Here is a 19,685-nt window from a genome sequence, read left to right on the forward strand (position 1 = left end):
GTTGAAGGTTGTGGATAAAGGAAACTTTGTTTCCTTCATTAGGTTATCTTTGGAGCTTAAAAAGCGAAAAAAGATTTAGGAAACTTGCTTCGCAAGTCCTATCCGCCACCTCAAAGCAGTGCTTTGAGCAATCAACCACTGCGTCTTGCAGTTATTCCTATCAAACATCAAAGGCTGGACATTTTCGCCCAGCCTTTTTGATTAATGTCTAAAATGTCTGACTCCTGTAAAGATCATGGTCAAGCCGTATTTATCAGCCGCTTCGATTGACTCTTGGTCACGAACTGATCCACCTGGCTGGATGATCGCTTTAATCCCTGCTTTAGCGATTTCTTCCACATTATCTGCAAATGGGAAGAAGGCATCTGAAGCAAGAACAGCACCATCAAGATGGTCTTTGGCTTGGTCAATAGCGATGCGGACTGAAGCCACACGGTTGGTTTGACCTGGGCCAACACCAAGTGTCATGTGGTCGTTGGTCACGATAATACCATTTGATTTCACATACTTGATAGCTTTCCAAGCAAACTCAAGAGCTGTCGCTTCTGTCTCAGTTGGTTGGCGTTTGGTAACCACTTGCCAGTCAGCTGGACTTTCTTTCACAACGTCTTGGTTTTGAACGAGGAGACCACCAACAACACCAGTGTATTCTGCTTCCACTTCACTAGCATCTTGAGCGTCAAATGGTAGCTCAAGAATCCGCAAGTTTTTCTTCTTGGTAGTCAAGATTTCAAGCGCTTCGTCTGTGTAGCTTGGTGCAATGATGATTTCAAGGAAAACACCATGCATCTTCTTAGCTGTCGCAGCATCTACCTCGCGGTTGAGAACGACGATACCACCGAAGATGGATACTGGGTCAGACTCATAAGCGTAGTCCCAAGCAGTTTCGATGTCGTCAGCTTGACCAATCCCACATGGGTTCATGTGTTTCAAGGCCACAACGGTTGGACGGTCTTTGAAATCACGGATGATCCGGATAGCGGCATCCGCATCACGGATATTGTTGAAGGACAATTCTTTCCCATTCAACTGTTTAGCGGAAGCAATAGAGTAATCCGTTGGCAAAGCTTTTTGATAGAAGTCTGCATCTTGTTGAGGATTTTCCCCGTAACGCATTGGTTGCTTAAGATCATAAGTCAAAGTGAGTTTTTCAGGTTTTTCTTCACCCACTTGAGCAGTGAAATATTCTGCGATCAAAGCATCATAGGCTGCTGTATGACGGAAGACTTTCGCTGCCAAACGTTGGCGAGTTTCGTAACTTGTTTCGCCGTTTGCTGCCAATTCGTCAAGCACCACAGCATAGTCAGCAGGGTCTACCACAACCGTTACGCTAGCGTGGTTTTTCGCTGCTGAACGAAGCATGGATGGTCCACCGATATCGATGTTTTCAACCGCGTCAGCGTAAGTTACGTCTGGTTTGAGAATCGTTTCCTTGAATGGGTAAAGGTTGACCACAACAAGGTCGATCAACTCGATATTATTGTCCTTAGCAGCCTCTAGGTGACTATCGAGGTCACGACGAGCGAGCAGACCACCGTGGATATTTGGATGAAGAGTCTTCACACGACCGTCCATCATTTCTGGGAAACCAGTCACATCGTCGATGGCAATGGTATCTACCCCAGCATTGTCAAGGGCAATTTTAGTCCCACCTGTTGAGATGATGTCCCAACCGAGTTTTTTGAGTTCTTGGGCAAATTCAACAATACCCGCTTTGTCTGAAACACTAATTAGTGCGCGTTTAGTCATTCTATTCCTCTTTCTTTAGATCCAACCGCATAGCGACTTCGTTATTTTCTTCTATAAATCTTGTTTCCTGAAAACCCAAACTAGTCAGCAGGTACTTCATTTTTTCATTTCCAACTACATAATCTGCGATAATATGATTGCAAGCTCTATCCATCTGAGCCTCTTTGATCAGAGCTTCCAAGGCTTTTCGTCCATAACCTTTTCCTTGGTACTGCTGGCCAATCATTATCCGCCAGATAAAGTATTCTGCCTCATCCTTATCTATTTCCAACAGTAGAAAACCAACTACTAGCTCATTCCAATAGATTGCCATTGGAAACACATCCCCATTCTCTCGGTAGAGCCATGCGTCAGCTAAAGAACGCACATTGGGAGCTACAAAACGTGCTCGTTCATCAGCTTCAGATATTTTCAAATCCAGCACTGCCTGAAAACTGCTCTCATCTACTAACTTCAGATTAATCATTTTTCTCCTACCAAGATTACACAATCAAAACTTGATTTCCTTCTTACCTTCTCTCCACTCCCAAACGTTCCAAGACTTCTGGATAGAGTTTGTACTCTGTTTCATGGATGCGAGTTTCGAAAGTATCAAGGGTATCCCCTTCAAGGCGCGGCACGCGGACTTGTTTGATAACCTTACCAGTATCCACACCAGAATCCACCCAGTGAATAGTCACACCGCTCTCAGCAACACCTGCATTCCAAGCATCCTCAATGCCATGAGCACCTGGAAATTCAGGGAGATAAGCCGGGTGAATATTGATGATACGGCCTTCATAAGCTGCTAGCAAGGTTGGGCCAACGATTTTCATATAACCCGCCAAACAAACCAAGTCAATCTGGTGTTCATCCAAGAGTTTGACGATAGCTTCTTCATAAGCTGCTTTATTGTCAAATTCCTTGAGTTCATAGGCATGACTCACCACACCAAGATTTTTGGCCCGTTCTAAGACATAGGCATCACGATGATCTGAAAAAACAAATTCTACTGGAAAGTGTTCTGCAATCACCTGAAAGTTTGAGCCATTGCCAGAGGCAAAAACAGCGATTTTCATATTCGATACAAAGGGACGTTTCGGCTAGCCGAACAGTTTCGTAGAAAAATAGGAAATCATTGCTGGGTGCTTACCCACAGAATGATTTCTCTTTTTTCCTAGAAAATGAGTCCCGTGTTCAGTTAGGCTTGCTAACTAAACATTCCTTTCTACAATTTCTCCGTATAAAATGGTGATAGCACCATTATTTAATCACCACACTTGCGCCATCTTTCTTCACAATCCGACCGATTTCATAAACAGGTTCGTCAAGAAGTTCTTTGACACGTTCCACATTTTCTGGTTTCACTGCAAGCATGAGACCAATCCCCATGTTGAAGATTTCAAACATTTCTTCATGTTTAATTTGGCCATATTTTTCAAGAGCTTTGAAAATTGGAAGAACTGGGACTTTGCTTTCGTCAATTTCAGCAGCCAAGTCATCTGAGAACATACGTGGTACATTTTCGATGAAACCACCACCTGTGATGTGGGCAATTCCGTTGACCAATTCTTCTTTGATGAGTGGCAATGCTGCTTTGACGTAGATACGAGTTGGCTCCAAAAGAACGTCTTTAAGTTTCTTCCCTTCCAATTCTGGGAGAACTTCTTCACCTGTGTAATCCGCAAAGACACGACGAACAAGTGAGTAACCATTTGAGTGGATACCGCTTGAAGCAAGTCCAAGAATCACATCCCCTTCAGCTACTTTTGAACCGTCAATGATTTGAGATTTTTCTGCAACACCGACAGCAAACCCAGCCAAATCATAGTCATCTTCACCATACATACCAGGCATTTCAGCCGTTTCTCCACCGATAAGGGCTGCACCAGCCTGCACACAACCTTCTGCAACACCAGCAACGACTTGCTCTAATTTAGCAGGTTCATTTTTACCAGTTGCGATATAGTCAAGGAAGTAAAGGGGCTCCGCACCTGCAGCGATGATATCGTTAACACACATAGCCACACAGTCTTGACCGATCGTATCGTGTTTGTCGTACTTAATAGCAAGCATGAGTTTAGTACCGACACCATCTGTACCTGAGATCAAAACGGGCTCTTTGACACCTGTTTTTGAAAGGTCAAACATGCCACCGAAGCCACCGAGAGCTCCCATAACACCTGCGCGTTCCGTACGAGCCACGTGTTTTTTGATCCGTTCAACAACTTCATAACCTGCTTCAACATCCACACCAGACTGCGCATACGCATTTTTATTTGTCATTTGTTTCATTCCTTTTCTTTTGCACTGCTCTTAATAGAAAGAAGTATGTTCTTTCAAACTTTCCACATAGCGTTCTTCGTAGTCATACAAAGGCGTTGGATATTTTCCATCAAAGTAAGCCACACAAAGACCGCCATTTGGAGCATCTGTATCAATTCCAATAGAATCAATCAAGCCATCGATTGACAAATACGTCAAGCTATCTGCACCAATGATATCGCGTGTTTCCTCTACTGTATGATTGGCAGCAATCAATTCCTTACGTGTTTGAATATCGATCCCGTAGAAACATGGGTAGGCAAGGGCTGGGCTACCGATTGCTACGTGGACCTCTGTAGCTCCTGCTTCTTTCAATAGCTTCACAATTCGACGTGATGTTGTCCCACGTACGATAGAATCATCAATCATGACAACCCGTTTGCCTTTCACGACACCGGATACGGCAGAGAGCTTCATCCGAACCCCTTGCTCCCGTAGTTCTTGTGTTGGTTGAATAAAGGTCCGTTGGGTATATTGGTTTTTAATCAAGCCCATTTCATTTGGTAGGCCAGATTCTTCCGCAAATCCCATGGCTGCGCTAAGTGAAGAGTTCGGTACACCGACCACAATATCTGCTTCATGTTTGAATTCACGTGCCAATTGAGCCCCCATACGTTTACGAGCTGTATGGACATTGACCCCTTGGATATTGGAGTCTGGGCGGGCAAAGTAGATATACTCCATTGAGCAAACAGCCAATTGAGTATCTGTTGTATACGTATCATAAGTGATGCCATTATCATCGATAATTACGACTTCACCCGGATTTACATCCCGAATCCACTCTGCTCCAACCACTTCAAAGGCACAGGTTTCAGATGAAACCACAATAGCTCCGTTGGCCATTTTCCCAATCGAAAGAGGACGGAAACCATTTGGATCCAAGGCCGCAATCAGCTTATCTTCCAGCATGAGAAGATAAGCAAATCCACCTTTCACCGTGTTCAAGGCTTCTTTCACCTTACCCATGAAAGAGGGGTTGTGGCTCCGACGAATCAAGTGAGCCAAAATTTCTGAGTCAGAAGTTGAGCTAAAGATCGCCCCGTTATTTTCCAACTCCCGTTTGAGGGACTTAGCATTGGTCAAATTCCCGTTGTGGGCTAGTCCAAACTGGGTATCATGAAAGCGAAAGAGGAAGGGCTGGATGTTATCCACCGAAGCTTCCCCAGCTGTCGCATAGCGAACATGGCCAATCGCTCCCGTTCCTGTTAACTTATCCAAGTTAGCAGGATTTCGAAATACTTCTGAGAGAAGACCCGTATCACGATACCGTTTTAGTTGACCCGCATCATTCGAAAGGATCCCCGCCCCTTCTTGACCACGGTGTTGAAGACTGTGTAATCCGAAATAAGTCAGTTTTGCAGCATCTGGGTGTCCCCAGATCCCAAAAATACCACATTCTTCATTAAGAGATTTAACTTCGTATGTCATTTTGTATACCTTTTATTTTCCAGTAAAGTATTTAACCGCTGATGCAAAGAGATGTTGATCTTTATTTCCTGGAATATTTTGGAAGAGACCGTTTTCGAAACGTTCTGAGTGACCCATCTTCCCAATAATTTGACCGTTCTTACTTGTGATACCTTCAATCGCATTGACAGATCCGTTAGGATTATATTTTGAATCCATGCTTGGTTTCCCTTCGAAGTCAACATATTGGGTAAAGATTTGACCATTGTCACGAAGCTCTGCGAATTCCTCAGCTGTCACGACAAATTTCCCTTCACCGTGTGATACTGGAATGGCATGGATGTCACCAACTTCTACTCCGGCAAGCCATGGTGAATTCGTGTTGGCAATCCGTGTTTCCACCATTTTAGCCACGTGTTGGTTGGCATCATTGTAGAAGAGGGTTGGACTCGTGCTGCTTGCATCTTCAAAGTTACCGTATGGAAGAAGACCTGATTTAACAAGGGCTTGGAATCCGTTACAGATACCGATGATCAAACCACCTCGTTCGATGAAGCTATCAATGGCTGCACGTACTTTTTCATTGAGCAAGATGTTCACGATAAATTTAGCTGATCCATCTGGTTCATCCGCTGCTGAGAAGCCACCTGCAAAGAAGATAATGTTAGCTTTTTCGATATTGTCAACCATAGTGTCAACAGACTTGACAATAGCTTCTTCATTCAGTGTGACAAATGGTACCAAGTTGACTTTTGCACCTTCTTTTTCAAAGGCCTTAGCTGAATCGTACTCAGAGTTAGTACCTGGGAATACTGGGATGTAAACCACTGGTGTATCAACTGTTTCTTTAGCTTTGATCACAGCATCTGATGCCACAGCTGGTACTTCTTCCAACTCAGTTGCCTGTGCAAATTCCGTTGGGTAAACTTCTTCCAATTTACCTTGGAAAGCGCTGTCAAGTTTATGTCCATCAAGCGTTACACCATTGACAGTAAGTGTAAAGTCAGCTGCTGTTTTTCCGATCGTAGCAACACCTGCAATTTCTTCAGGCGAAGTGAAAACGAATCCACCCAATTGGGCTGTCAAGCTAGTGTCAAGATTATCTAATTCAACATTAGCTCCGATATGGTTCCCAAATGTTGCAAGGGCAAGAGCTTCAACCACACCACCATATTTAACAGCTGATGCAGCTGTCACTTTGTGGTCAGCTTGGATGGCTTCAAATTGAGCAAAGTTAGACTTGATAAGTTCGAAGTCAATTTCTTGTGCCAAAGTTTGACCAGGAATGTAGTAAATATTTTCACCAGCAGCTTTGAATTCTGGAGAAAGAACCTTACGGCTATCCGCAGTTGTTACCCCAAAAGCAACCAAGGTTGGTGGTACTGTCAATTCTTCAAAGGTACCAGACATAGAGTCTTTACCACCGATAGATGGCAAACCAAGTTGAATCTGAGCTTCGATTGATCCAAGGAGAGCTGAGACTGGTTGACCAAAACGCTCTGCTCGTTTATCCATACGCTCGAAGTATTCCTGATAAGAGAAACGAGCCTTAGACCAGTTTGCACCAGCAGCAACCAAACGAGCTGTGGCTTCGATGACCGCATAAGCAGCGCCATGATATGGAGACCATTCTGCTACATAAGGGTTGAATCCTTGCGCCATAACAGATGCAGTTGTTGTCACGCCATGTTGGACTGGCAATTTCTGTACAGAAGCTTCCGTTGGTGTGATTTGGTAGCGACCACCAAGTGGGTGATTGACTGTTGAACGACCAACCGAGCTATCAAAGATGGTTTGTAAACCTTTTTGACTGGCATGGTTCAAGTCAGCCAAGACCTCAAGAGTATCCGCTTCAAGGGTTTCAGCAGATGTTTGACGTTCTTCTGGAAGCTTGACATCCTTGTCAACCACCTTAGCATCTACAACCACACGTACACCGTTTGTATCAAGGAAACGACGTTCCAAATCAACGATTGTTTCACCATTCCAGTGCATGACAAGATTTGGTTTCTCCGTTACTGTTGCAACGACAACAGCATCAATATTTTCTTTGTTACATTCAGCAACGAAGGCGTCTACATCTTCTGGACGAACCACCACAGCCATCCGTTCTTGAGACTCAGAAATGGCAATTTCTGTACCGTTCAAACCTTGGTATTTCAATGGCACTTTGTCTAAATCAATTTCAAGACCATCTGCCAATTCACCGATAGCCACACAGACACCACCAGCACCAAAGTCATTTGATTTTTTGATCAGACGCGTCACTTCCCCATTACGGAAAAGACGTTGAATCTTACGTTCTTCGATGGCGTTCCCTTTTTGAACCTCAGCACCAGCTGTTTCAACAGATTCAACCGTTTGAACTTTAGAAGAACCTGTCGCACCACCGACACCGTCACGTCCAGTTTTACCACCGAGCAAGATAATCACATCACCTGCTTCAGGTTTTTCACGGACCACATTTTCCTTAGGAGCCGCACCGACAACTGCACCTAGCTCCATACGTTTTGCAACGAAACCTGGGTGGAAGTATTCTCGAACATAGGTTGTGGCAAGACCAATTTGGTTACCGTATGAAGAATAACCGTGAGCTGCTGTTTTAGAAATCACTTGTTGCGGCAATTTACCAGCGCGGGTTTCTGAAATTGGAGCTGTGATATCACCAGCACCTGAGATACGCATGGCTTGATAAACGTAGGAACGACCTGACAATGGGTCACGAATGGCACCACCGATACAAGTAGCCGCTCCACCAAATGGTTCAATTTCCGTTGGGTGGTTGTGAGTTTCGTTTTTGAACATGAGAAGCCATGGTTCTTTCACACCATTGACATCCACTTCAATTTCAACAGAGCAGGCATTGATTTCATCAGACACTTCCATGTCATCCAAACGACCATTGGCACGCTCATAACGACCAAAAATAGTCGCCATATCCATCAAGGTTTGAGGTTTTTCGGTACGTCCCAACTCATCACGCATGGCAATATACTTGTCATAAGTCGCTTGCAATTGTTTTTGGAATTTAGAAGCTGAGAAGTCGATGTTTTTCAACTCAGTCTCGAAAGTCGTGTGACGGCAGTGGTCAGACCAGTAAGTATCCAACACCTTCAACTCAGTCTCAGTTGGCACACGTCCAATAGACTTGAAGTAATCTTGAATGAAAAGAAGGTCATCCACTTCCATGGCCAATCCTTGCTCAGCCTTATACTGTGCAAAATCTTCTGCCGTATAAGTTTCAAAGAAATTCAAACTTGGAATGGTCTTGTCAGACTCAGAGAAATCCTGTTTCGCAATGCCAACAGTGATGTCTTTGAAACGAGAATCCACTGGGTTCAAGAGGTAGTTTTTGACAGCTTCCAACTCATTCGCATCAATATCCTTGTTAACTAAGTACAGTTGCGCTGTGTTCACCGTTACATCATTTGAACTACCAAGCAAAAGCAAAGCTTCTTGTGAAGATGCCGCACGTTGGTCAAATTGACCAGGCAAACTTTCGATCGCAAAGAAAGCATGCTTCTCAAGATCAGCCTGAACCGCAGCTTCATCCAAAACAGTATCGGTCACTTGCTCAGAGAAGATGTGTTTTTCCGCACGCGCAAACAAGTCCTCTGCCAAACCAAAAACATCGTAAACCTGAACAATCCGAAGATCCTTCAAGGTTTTCAACTGAAGATTATGCTGTAATTCTTTTACTAAAGAGTCCGATTTCACACGAAAATCAGCTTTTTTCTCAACGAAAATACGTTTATCCATTTTATTTCCTTTATCTATTTCTACTTAAAGATTGTAGTGAAGACCAAGTATTCTATTTGTAAAAGGCTACTTCAATCCTTGCAATTTTTCCAATACAACTTCATAAACATCTATCAAGCTACCAAGATTACTTCAAGCCCTGTAATTTCTCCAACACAACCTGATATACATCCGTTAAACTGCCCAAATCTCTACGGAAAACATCCTTGTCCATATGGTGCCCTTCAGCATCCCAAAGGCGGCAGTTATCTGGAGAGAATTCATCCGCCAAGATGATCTTGCCATCCTTATCAAAACCAAATTCCAATTTGAAGTCAATCAAGCGAAGACCAATTTGTGCAAACCAATCCTTCAGCAATTCATTGATACGACGCGTTTCTTCCTTAATATAAGCAATTTGTTCATCATTGGCAATATCCAAAAACTTCACATGCTCATCATTGATGAATGGGTCATCCAACTCATCGTTCTTGTAGTAAAATTCAACGATTGGAGTTTTCAATTCCAAACCTTCTTCCACGCCAAAACGTTTAGAAAAGGAACCCGCAGTCACGTTACGAAGAACAACTTCCAAAGGAATAATTTTTACTTTCTTGTTGAGTTGTTCTGTGTCAGAAATACGTTCGATAAAGTGAGTAGCTACACCCGCAGCATTCAATTTTTCAAAAATAAGAGACGAAATCTGATTATTTAGCACACCTTTTCCTTTAATAGTCTCTTTACGAGCCCCATTTAGCATGGTTGCCTGGTCCTTATAGACCGACTTAATCACATGTTCGTCCTCAGTAGTATAGATATCCTTAGCTTTTCCAGTATAAATAAGTTGATTGGTCATGACTTTGTTCGCCTTTCGTATTTTATCACCTTCATTCTATCACATACAAAGTGTATTTTCAATAAAATTCCGTACAATATAAGCAGAATCCGAATAAAAAGAACAGAAAAAAAGACCATCCAGAATAATCTCTGAACGATCCCTTTTTCATTAGTGACCAGCAGTTCGTTTTTCGATATAGTCGACAACATCCCCTACTGTGTTAAATTCATCAATAGCCTTGTCCGGAATCTCAATTTGGTATTCATCCTCAAGATTGATAATAAATTCCATCAATTCAACAGAATCCGCCTGTAAATCCTTACGTAAGTCAGATTCCAAAGATACTTGAAAGTCTGGACCCTTGCGATCTTTGAGAAATTCCTCAATTGTAACTAAAATTTCGTTTTGTTTACTCATACATTACCCTTCCTTCGATAATTCCTTCACTGATTTTCCAACAACATCTGTCTCTAACATGGTCCGAATCTGACGAATCGTGCTATAGACAGCTTTGGCATCACTCGAACCATGCGTTTTAACAACAGGTGCTTGAAGACCAAACAAGACCGCTCCTCCAACATCTGAGAAATCCAAGGTTTGCTTCAATGATTTCAAACGGTCCTTGAGCAGAAAAGCTCCTAATTTCGCCTTCCAGTTTCCTGTGGCAATTGCTTGTTTCAATTGCTTCAAGATCCCAAAAGCCGTTCCTTCCATCGTTTTCAAGACAGCGTTTCCCGTGAAACCATCCGCCACAACGACATCAGCAACGCCATCCATCAAGTCACGCGCTTCCACGTTTCCAACAAAATGAATCGACTCATCCTCAGATAACAATTGGTAGGTTTCCTTGCGCAAAGGATCTCCCTTACTAGCTTCTGTCCCATTGTTCAATAGACCCACGCGTGGTTTTTGAATCCCACGAACATTCTCAGCATAGTAAGACCCCATCACAGCATACTGATGCAAGTGCTCTGGTGTATTTTCCGCATTGGCCCCTAAGTCTAGCATATCATAGCCACGACCATCAACCGTCGGAAGTGTCGACATCAAACCTGGGCGTTCCACCCCTTTGATGCGGCCAACGATAAAGAAACCAGCCGCCAATAGCGCACCTGTATTTCCTGCAGATAGCATGGCATTGACCTTACCATCCTTCACATCCTTGGCAGCTAAGACCATCGAAGCCTGTTTTTTCCGACGAATGGCCCGCGTTGGCTCATCATCTGAATCGATTTTTTCTTCCGTATGCACAATCGATACACGTTCTGTTGCGGTTAAATAGTCTTTTATTTTTGCCTCATCGCCATACAAGACAATCTCAATATCATCAAAATCACGAATGGCTTGATTCACACCTTCTACCAAGGCTTGAGGTGCATTATCGCCCCCCATTGCATCTACTGCAATTTTTTTCATGTTTCACCTCCAGATGAATCTTTCATAATCGCTCCCCAATCACTCAAGGAATCGATAAACTTTTTAGCTTTTAAATGGATCCCTACATACTCCTCATACAACTGATCAATTGCCTGACGCAGAGCTGCTTTCATCTCCGCTTGTAGAGAAATCGACTCTAACTCACTGAATCGTACTGCTTGGAATTGATCCAATAAATAGAGAACATTTGGATGCCAGTGAGCGCGTCTCTCATCCTGATCATAGTGATCCGGACAAAGGACACCACTATACCGGAAGGAGTAGTCAAAAGGAAGACCAACCCGATGACAGAAACAGCATTCATGCAGATTCAAGATAACTCCTAATCGTGATAGAATCTGAATCTCAAAAATATTGGTCAAAACCTCATAATCCAATCCCTCTTCCATCAAAGACAAGGTCTTTTCCAAAAAAGCAAACAGGGCCGGATCCACCTGATTATCCTGAATACTTGCATCTGCAAGCGCCAGAACATAGGTCGCATAAGAAAGGGCAAAAAGATCTGCATTGATTTTCTTATAAACCTGTACATCTTGAAAATCATCAATATAACTCAACCCATCATCATTGATTTTCAACAACATATCTGCCGTTACCAATGGTTGCAACATGGGATTCAATCGTGATTTTCCCGCATGTTTCACAAAAAACATCCGCTTACCTGACTTCTCCGTGAAGATTTTGACCAATTTGTCATCCTCACGAAATTCCCGATTATACAGCACAATGCCCCGGGTCTCAATTGACTCCAGCATGTTCTTCCATATACTCCTTCAAGCGTTTCATAGCTTCCTTGATAACTTCCATACTGGCTGCATACGACAAGCGCACATAGCCTTCGCCATATTGACCAAAAGCAGCCCCAGGAATGAAAGCAACCGCTTTTTCACGCGCAAAATCTTGTAAGAAAGCAAAGGAATCCTGATTGTAACCAGCTGGGATTTTAGCAAAAATATAAAAGGCTCCATCTGGCTTAATCATCTCAAACCCAAGCGCGGACATCTTTTCAATAATATAATCCCGACGTTTCACATATTCCTGCTTCATCGGCTCTGCATCATCCCGACCAGCAGTCAAGGCCTCAATCGCAGCATACTGGTTCATCGTTCCAGCAGCCGTTACCAAATACTGATGACTCTTGATGAGTTGAGCCGTCAATACAGCCGGAGCAAAGATAAAGCCAAGTCGCCAGCCTGTCATGGCATGAGACTTAGACAAACCATTAATGACAATGGTCTGCTCAGGAATGAAGGATGCCATAGAGACATGCGCTTCTCCAGTATAAGTTAGCTCTGAATAAACTTCATCACAAATCACAAAAACTTCATATTTTTTTAGGACAGCAGCCAATTCTGCCATCTGGTCGCGCGAATAAGTGACACCCGTTGGATTAGCTGGATAATTGAGAATAACAGCCTTCAATTTTTCACCCTGCTCTAGAATCGCCTTTTCCAACTTTTCAGGCGTCAAGACAAAACGATCTGCTGTCGTATCAATTTCGACAATTTCTGCCCCAACCAAATTCACAATGGGTTCATAACCAGGATAAGCTGGCGCTGGGAGTATCACTACATCCCCAGGTTCCAAGATCGCTGTCAAGGTGGCAGATAGGGCTTCAGTCGCACCAATCGTCACCAATATCTCATCCTCAGGACGGTAGTGAATACCATACTTATCAGCCACAAACTGACTCGCAGCCTCACGCAAAGCCAATAAACCACTCATCCCAGTGTAATGGCTAAAATTCGCATCAATGGCAGCCTTTCCTGCTTCTTTTACATGTTCAGGAGTTGTAAAATCCGGTTCCCCCAAAGTCAAACGCAAGACACCAGGAATGGAAGAAATTGATTGATCGAACTGACGAATCAAAGATACTTCAATCCGATTCAGATTTTTATTAAATCGTTTCGTTAAATCCATAGAACACCTCCAAAAACACTTATATTCATTATACTATAAATAGGACCCCATCGCAAAGGAACAAGCCAGATCCCCATCTTTTGCTTACTACCGAAGGACATTTCAAAAATCCTTCCATACAAAAAAGACTTAGCAATGCTAAGTCTTTCAAGTCATTATTGTTGGCCACGTGTTGCCACATATTTCAATTGATCTGCATGTTTTGCCACAAAATCCTTCATTTCTGAATCAGGAATTTGACGAAGGTAGAGGTTAGAACGAATGGTTTCATCCTCTTCACGGCAAGTTGACAATACTAAATACTTATCAGATGCTTTGATCTTGATATTAGGGTTCTTCGTACGAGCTGACTCATAGATATTCTTCAACTGAGTGGTGAAATCTTTATCATCTTTAAAGCTTGTACGGTAGAAAGCAGTGTCTTCTGGGACAATAACCAAGCCCATCACTTCATAGTAATATTTCCGCTCTGGTGTCTCAATCACAACATACGGATGTTGGTCCAAATACTCTTGTTTGTCATAGTAGTTGACGTCGTTAAACATGCGGTGATCGCCGACCTTACTACCACGAGCATGACCAAACAGCCAAGTCAAACGATCACTAAAGTCTTTCTTGTTATCCATATCCATGAAGACTGTCCCCATGTATGGCTCATTCCCACCATCAAACGTCTTATTCAAATAAGTTTCATTATCAGTGGTTTGGACAACAGGTTCATCTAACTCAGTACCCGGTGCGTAGACATAAGCAATTGTCTCAGGGTTAACAGCTGTTAACTGAGCAAAACGATTTTTCAGATAATCTTTTTCTTCTTGACTTGGTTCATATTTAGTTTCTTGCTTGGTTGAACTTGTTCCAGTTGTCTTTTTAGCTGTGCTAGATGACTTGCTTCCTCCAAAAGGATTAAAGAAAATAAATCCAGCAACAAGCACAACAACTGCAACAAGAGCAGCAATCACAAGGCCAAATTTAGTTGAACTTTTTTCCCCAGCTCTTTTCATTGATCGATCTCCTCTTGATGATTTTTTCTAAAAAATAACACTGAACCCGAGGGTCCAGTGATATTTTACGAGCTAATTAATAATCAAATTATTTAACTGCGCTTGTTTTTGGAAGAGCTTTACCAGCTTGAGCTGAAGCTGCTTTACCATTTTTAGAAGCTTTAGCTGCATCTTCTGATTTTTGAGCTTCTGCTTTAGCTTCTGTTTTAGATTGGTTGTTGTCAGAAGCTTTTACTTCTTTAGAGTTTGTGTTGATTGTTGCAGCACGGTCATCCAATTTGTATGGAAGTGTTACTGAACCGTTAGTGTACATATCAGCAGTAACTGTTACTGAACCAGTAGCTGTTACAAGTTCTTTAAAGTCGTTAGCAGTAGTACCTACACGGTATTCTACAACATCACCTTGGTTGAACAAACGTGGAGCTTCAGCATCACCACTTTGGTCAGTTACAGCAGAACCGATTGCAAAACCATTCAACATGAAGTCGATAGTTGCACCTGGAACTGGGCGTCCACCACCATCAAGAACAGTTACACGAACGTGTTTGTTTGTATCAGCTGTTTTAATTGTGATTGGTGCTTCAGTTTTACCAGCGATAACAGCATCAGGAGTGTTACCAAAACGGTTGTTGTCGCCTTTATCTGTTTCTGCTGCAGGTTTAACTGTATTATCAGTTGGGTAACCTGTCCAAGTACGTGGATCTGATGCAAAAGCTGGTGCTGCTGTTGCAAATACTGCAAGAGCTGCTACTGATGATAATAAAACTTTTTTCATTGTTTTATCTCCTTTTTTCTTTTCAAAAATTATTCGTTACTTCGTAACTATGACTAGTATACTAGGATATTCTTCCTATGTCAAGACTTTTCTTTAATTTTTTAAAAAAAATTTAAGGTTTTGACCTATTTGAAAGATAAAATTACGAATTCGTAACACTTCTAAACGAATCCTATTTCACAACTCCATTTTTAGGCAGTCGTTTCTTGGGCAAACTAGGATCAGCCTTTGCTTCTAATTCTTGAGCTGCTCGAACCAGTTTTTTCCGTTTCTTTTCTTTTTTTAGATTTTCCAACCATTTTCTGATTTCCATTTGTATATCCTCCTAAATAAAAGAGACCAGTTACCCAGCCTCCTTATTGTTAACATTTTTTGGCATTTCCGATTTCAAATAGAGGGGAAAGAGGACGATTTTCATGGATGCGAACAATGGCCTCAGCAAGGAGTTTCGCAATCGAAATTTGCTCAATCTTATCAATCAATCGATCTTCTGGTAGATAAATCGTATCCAATACAACCAGCTTCTTAATAGCTGATTTTTGAATGTTGTCCATCGCTGGGCCTGATAAAACTGGGTGCGTACAGCTTGCATAAACCTCTACAGCTCCTGCTTCAGCAAGGGCATCCGCCGCATGACAGATTGTCCCAGCTGTATCAATCATATCATCAATCAAAATACAAGTCTTGCCTTCAACACTCCCAATGATATTCATCACTTCACTCGTATTCATCTTATCGACACTTCGACGTTTATCAATAATCGCAATTGGTGTCTTCAAAAATTCAGCTAATTTCCGAGCACGAGTCACACCACCATGGTCTGGACTGACAACAACATAGTCTTTTCCAATCATCCCGCGACGTTCAAAAAAGTCGGCGATCAAAGGCGCACCCATCAAGTGGTCAACAGGAATATCAAAGAAACCTTGAATCTGAGCGGCATGCAAATCAATTGTCAAGAGGCGATCAACTCCAGCAACCTCAAGCATATTGGCTACCAACTTAGAAGTGATTGGTTCACGGGCTCGAGCTTTCCGGTCTTGACGAGCATAGCCGTAATATGGCATCACCACATTAATGGATTGCGCACTAGCCCGTTTCAACGCATCTACCATAATCAAAATTTCCATAAGATTATCATTAACCGGTGAGCTAGTGGATTGCAAAATATAAACATCTTTCCCACGGATTGATTCTTCAATATTAACCTGAATTTCTCCATCAGAAAATTGACGAACCGTTGACTTTCCAAGCGGTAGTCCCATTTCGCGAGACACACGTTGAGCCAATTCTTGATTTGACGACAAAGCAAAGAGCATTAAATCAGAAAATGACATGATTTCCTCCAGTAAAATCTAAAAACCATATTGTACAGTCAGCACAAATTTCTCCTGTAAACATTTTATCGCTTTTTAAGCAAATATTCAAATATTAATTTATGGAAAATACAAAATCCGGCTCTACCGACACTATTTCAAAAAAAGAAGCAGAACAACTGTCCTGCTTCATGGTAATTCTTAGTTTGGATAGATATAAGTTACAGTACCTTGAGCTGTTGTTGGGTTGAACCAACCACGGTAATTTCCAATACTACGGATACCGTTGTAGTTAGATTCAGAAACTTGGATACTTGTTGTAGATTGAACAGCTGTAACGACTGCTACGTGTCCATATCCACCATCATTCCAACATGCAATAGCACCAACTTGTGGTTGAGATCCTGTACGGAATCCTGCTGCTGCTGCACTTGCTGCCCATTGTCCACCATTACCCCAGTAATCACCTGCCCATGGAGCCAATGTCTTCGCACCCCATGTACATTCACCAACTGGATAAGATGATGCAGATGTACTATAAGTTGGACGAGAAGTAGTTGCTACTGGTGCTACCGCTGCTTGAGTTTGAACAGCAGGTTGAGCTGCTGCTTGAGTTTGTGCAGCTGCCGCTGGTGTTGCAGCAGGTGTTTGAGCCGCTGCCTGAACTTGTGCTTGAAGGGTAGTATTTGCAGAAGCTTTCACAGCTGCTTGTTGTTCCTTTTGTTTTGCACGGTAAGCTGCTTCAGCTGCTGCCGCTGCCGCTGCCGCTTTTTCAGCTTCAGCTTTTTGTTGCAACAAAGCGTTCTTTTCGTTTTCAGCAGATGATTTTTCAGCTGCCAAATTCAATTGTGCCACTTTCAACTCAGCTTCTTTAGTTGACAAAGCTTGCGCATCATCTTCTAATTGCTGTTTATTTGCAATAACAGTATTGATAGCGTCGTTGTTTTCTTTTTGTTTTTGTGCAATGTCTTCTTTATCACGTTTTTGCTCTTGCAACATTTTGTTGTTAGCATCTGCAATTTCATTCATAGCAGAAATACGTGAGATAGCTTCTGTCAAAGATCCAGAGCTAACAATCGCATTAATATAGCTTGTTGCAGTTCCAGTTGTTTGAGCACTACGTGCTTGATTTGCAAGTGATTCTTGACGAGCAACAATATTTTTTGACAACTCATCAATCTCAGCTGACAATCGTTCAGATTCTTCATTCAAACGGTCATTTTCAGCTTGAAGATTTTCTTGTTGTTGTTTAATTTCAGATACTTGATCTTGGATTTGATCTACCTGAGCTTGTGCACTTTGTTGTTGTTGATTAATACTATTGATTTTGTTATCTTGAGCAGAAATCTTATCATCTGTTGAGTCAGCTGATACACCTGCTACAACAGCACCTTGTGATAAAGCAACTGTACTCAATAAGATTGTGGCAAATAATTTTTTCTTCATTAGATAAATTTTCCCTTTCTAATAAGACACTAACTAGTATAACAAATTTTTTGAAGATTTATATTACGCTATTGTTACATTTTTATTTCGAGTTTATAAATAAATCTTTTCAAGTAAAGGCTGTAATACGATCATTAGAAGCACATTCAAAATTAAACTTGGAAAAATTTGGTAAATAATTAGTGTAATCCAGTTAAATTTTATGCCGATAAAAAGAATCAAAAGAAGATTTGTTAAAATCTGAAATAATAGAATCGTTAATAAAAATGTAAAAAAACGAGTCAATCGATTGACCAAAATAATCTGATTACACCGATAAAAAATCACCTGTAGTAAAGGAAATACTAGGAAGGTAATTCCTAAAGTGTGTAAAAAATACACATCAAAACAAAAACCAAAGAAGACTCCCCACCAAATACTAGCTATCTCAGAGAAATAGAGACTCAATAACATAAAACCATATAGAAATAAAAATGAAGTAGGTTCAAAGGAGTTTGGACTGAAACGAGAAATAAGAAAAGAGATCTGTCCGTCAACAAATAAAGATAAGAATAAGATTAAAGGGAAAAAATGGTACTTACGTATGACTTTCACACTACTCTCCAATCAATAGTACATAACGATTGACATCTAAATTAGCCTTTGGTTTCACACGAATTTCTTGCCCTAACTGATCAGATGCCTTTTGAGTAGAAGCCACTGTACCAAGAGGTAAGTCACTACTCTTATATTTTCCTAAACCACTTGTTGAAACCAGAGATCCTTTTTTAATTTCAACTGGATCTCCAATTTGCAACAACCGAAACTCACCTGTCTTCTCGTCATAACCATTTAATAAAGCAAAAATAGATTGACCTTGACTCTCAATTTTAAACGTCAGGTGTTGTGAAGAAATAGTATCTTCGACTAATAATTTCACTTTGCTAGAATTTTTCTCTATACTTTCTACCACACCAATGACGCCACCAGACGAAAGAACAAACATAGAATCAGAAATTCCATCTGAACTACCTTTATCAATAACAAATTCCTGATCCCACGAACCATAATTACGGTCAATAATCTCACTAACGACTTGTTTAGAACCCGATACAGAATTCTTGATTGACATCAAATCCTTTAATTCTCTATTTTCTGATTCCAAACGGTTAAGTTTTGACTGGTCAATATCCTTTTGATAAAGACGTGATTTTAACGAACGGTTTTCATCATTTAATTCAGATAAATTCTTTAAATCCTTTGCCTTAGATTCCACAACAACAAATGGTACCGATACTGCCTTATCAACAATAGCAAATATATCAGAAGATTTTAAAACAATCGAAGTTCTAACAGATGGAAAAAGAAATAAAATTCCTGAAACAGTTAAAACAAACACAAAACTAAAAATTTTAAAGAATCGATTCAAGAACATAGACAAAACCTTCAAAAATATAAAAAATAGTTTGAGATGACATCTCAAACTTGGAAATTATACGGAGAATGGGGGATTCGAACCCCCGCGCCGGTTACCCGACCTAACGATTTAGCAAACCGTCCTCTTCAGCCTCTTGAGTAATTCTCCAAAATGGGCACGAGTGGACTCGAACCACCGACCTCACGCTTATCAGGCGTGCGCTCTAACCACCTGAGCTACGCGCCCAAGTTAAAAACTTGGTAAAGAACCTATGTTCAAAGCGGGTGACGAGAATCGAACTCGCGACAACAGCTTGGAAGGCTGTAGTTTTACCACTAAACTACACCCGCTT

The 19,685-nt window shown here is 41.6% G+C and carries 18 protein-coding genes and 3 tRNA genes; all 21 read right to left on the reverse strand.

What is annotated here, in order from left to right; genetic code table 11:
- Nucleotides 1-201: 201 nt before the first annotated feature.
- Nucleotides 202-1,749 carry a bifunctional phosphoribosylaminoimidazolecarboxamide formyltransferase/IMP cyclohydrolase gene (purH, locus tag HMPREF2893_RS09990; RefSeq protein WP_070675981.1) on the reverse strand — a complete coding sequence of 516 codons (1,548 nt, stop codon included), beginning with the start codon at nucleotides 1,747-1,749 and terminating at the stop codon, nucleotides 202-204.
- A gap of 1 nt (nucleotide 1,750) precedes the next feature.
- Nucleotides 1,751-2,215: a GNAT family N-acetyltransferase gene (locus HMPREF2893_RS09995; protein WP_045760087.1), complete on the reverse strand. Its 465-nt coding sequence runs from the start codon at nucleotides 2,213-2,215 to the stop codon at nucleotides 1,751-1,753.
- A 43-nt stretch (nucleotides 2,216-2,258) separates the two neighbouring features.
- Nucleotides 2,259-2,807, reverse strand: a complete 549-nt coding sequence (gene purN, locus HMPREF2893_RS10000) for a phosphoribosylglycinamide formyltransferase (protein ID WP_045760086.1) — start codon at nucleotides 2,805-2,807, stop codon at nucleotides 2,259-2,261.
- A gap of 184 nt (nucleotides 2,808-2,991) precedes the next feature.
- Entirely contained in the window at nucleotides 2,992-4,014 is a 1,023-nt protein-coding gene (purM, locus tag HMPREF2893_RS10005) for a phosphoribosylformylglycinamidine cyclo-ligase (RefSeq protein ID WP_031574112.1), read from the reverse strand.
- A gap of 30 nt (nucleotides 4,015-4,044) precedes the next feature.
- Nucleotides 4,045-5,484 (reverse strand): amidophosphoribosyltransferase, encoded by a 1,440-nt coding sequence (gene purF, locus HMPREF2893_RS10010; protein ID WP_049490649.1) that lies wholly within the window; start codon nucleotides 5,482-5,484, stop codon nucleotides 4,045-4,047.
- Between the two features lie 12 nt (nucleotides 5,485-5,496).
- Nucleotides 5,497-9,222 carry a phosphoribosylformylglycinamidine synthase gene (locus tag HMPREF2893_RS10015; RefSeq protein ID WP_070675983.1) on the reverse strand — a complete coding sequence of 1,242 codons (3,726 nt, stop codon included), beginning with the start codon at nucleotides 9,220-9,222 and terminating at the stop codon, nucleotides 5,497-5,499.
- Between the two features lie 127 nt (nucleotides 9,223-9,349).
- Entirely contained in the window at nucleotides 9,350-10,057 is a 708-nt protein-coding gene (gene purC, locus HMPREF2893_RS10020; protein ID WP_070675986.1) for a phosphoribosylaminoimidazolesuccinocarboxamide synthase, read from the reverse strand.
- A 150-nt stretch (nucleotides 10,058-10,207) separates the two neighbouring features.
- Nucleotides 10,208-10,456, reverse strand: coding sequence for an acyl carrier protein (locus tag HMPREF2893_RS10025; protein ID WP_021154192.1), 249 nt, complete (start codon nucleotides 10,454-10,456; stop codon nucleotides 10,208-10,210).
- Between the two features lie 3 nt (nucleotides 10,457-10,459).
- Nucleotides 10,460-11,455 (reverse strand): phosphate acyltransferase PlsX, encoded by a 996-nt coding sequence (gene plsX, locus HMPREF2893_RS10030; protein WP_070675988.1) that lies wholly within the window; start codon nucleotides 11,453-11,455, stop codon nucleotides 10,460-10,462.
- Entirely contained in the window at nucleotides 11,452-12,231 is a 780-nt protein-coding gene (gene recO, locus HMPREF2893_RS10035) for a DNA repair protein RecO (RefSeq protein ID WP_070675990.1), read from the reverse strand. The genes plsX and recO overlap by 4 nt, the downstream gene beginning before the upstream one ends.
- Nucleotides 12,215-13,396 (reverse strand): pyridoxal phosphate-dependent aminotransferase, encoded by a 1,182-nt coding sequence (locus HMPREF2893_RS10040; RefSeq protein ID WP_070675992.1) that lies wholly within the window; start codon nucleotides 13,394-13,396, stop codon nucleotides 12,215-12,217. Before HMPREF2893_RS10040 ends, recO begins: the two co-directional genes overlap by 17 nt.
- A gap of 155 nt (nucleotides 13,397-13,551) precedes the next feature.
- Nucleotides 13,552-14,400 carry a class B sortase, LPKTxAVK-specific gene (gene srtB / locus HMPREF2893_RS10045; RefSeq protein ID WP_070675994.1) on the reverse strand — a complete coding sequence of 283 codons (849 nt, stop codon included), beginning with the start codon at nucleotides 14,398-14,400 and terminating at the stop codon, nucleotides 13,552-13,554.
- An 88-nt stretch (nucleotides 14,401-14,488) separates the two neighbouring features.
- Nucleotides 14,489-15,175 (reverse strand): LPKTxAVK-anchored surface protein, encoded by a 687-nt coding sequence (locus HMPREF2893_RS11255; protein ID WP_070464560.1) that lies wholly within the window; start codon nucleotides 15,173-15,175, stop codon nucleotides 14,489-14,491.
- A gap of 172 nt (nucleotides 15,176-15,347) precedes the next feature.
- Nucleotides 15,348-15,488 carry a hypothetical protein gene (locus HMPREF2893_RS11105; protein ID WP_186822256.1) on the reverse strand — a complete coding sequence of 47 codons (141 nt, stop codon included), beginning with the start codon at nucleotides 15,486-15,488 and terminating at the stop codon, nucleotides 15,348-15,350.
- A gap of 49 nt (nucleotides 15,489-15,537) precedes the next feature.
- On the reverse strand, nucleotides 15,538-16,512 hold the full coding sequence (locus HMPREF2893_RS10055; RefSeq protein ID WP_049490632.1) for a ribose-phosphate diphosphokinase: 975 nt from the start codon (nucleotides 16,510-16,512) through the stop codon (nucleotides 15,538-15,540).
- A gap of 180 nt (nucleotides 16,513-16,692) precedes the next feature.
- Nucleotides 16,693-17,937, reverse strand: a complete 1,245-nt coding sequence (gene pcsB / locus HMPREF2893_RS10060) for a peptidoglycan hydrolase PcsB (protein ID WP_070675996.1) — start codon at nucleotides 17,935-17,937, stop codon at nucleotides 16,693-16,695.
- A gap of 93 nt (nucleotides 17,938-18,030) precedes the next feature.
- Entirely contained in the window at nucleotides 18,031-18,531 is a 501-nt protein-coding gene (gene mreD / locus HMPREF2893_RS10065) for a rod shape-determining protein MreD (RefSeq protein ID WP_024054580.1), read from the reverse strand.
- A 1-nt stretch (nucleotide 18,532) separates the two neighbouring features.
- Nucleotides 18,533-19,351 carry a rod shape-determining protein MreC gene (gene mreC, locus HMPREF2893_RS10070; RefSeq protein ID WP_070675998.1) on the reverse strand — a complete coding sequence of 273 codons (819 nt, stop codon included), beginning with the start codon at nucleotides 19,349-19,351 and terminating at the stop codon, nucleotides 18,533-18,535.
- 62 nt (nucleotides 19,352-19,413) lie between these two features.
- Nucleotides 19,414-19,501, reverse strand: a tRNA-Ser gene (locus HMPREF2893_RS10075).
- Nucleotides 19,502-19,505: 4 nt separating this feature from the next.
- A tRNA-Ile gene (locus HMPREF2893_RS10080) sits at nucleotides 19,506-19,579 on the reverse strand.
- A gap of 33 nt (nucleotides 19,580-19,612) precedes the next feature.
- Nucleotides 19,613-19,683, reverse strand: a tRNA-Gly gene (locus tag HMPREF2893_RS10085).
- Nucleotides 19,684-19,685: the final 2 nt, after the last annotated feature.

It is taken from the genome of Streptococcus sp. HMSC072C09 (assembly GCF_001813105.1).
GTDB lineage: Bacteria > Bacillota > Bacilli > Lactobacillales > Streptococcaceae > Streptococcus.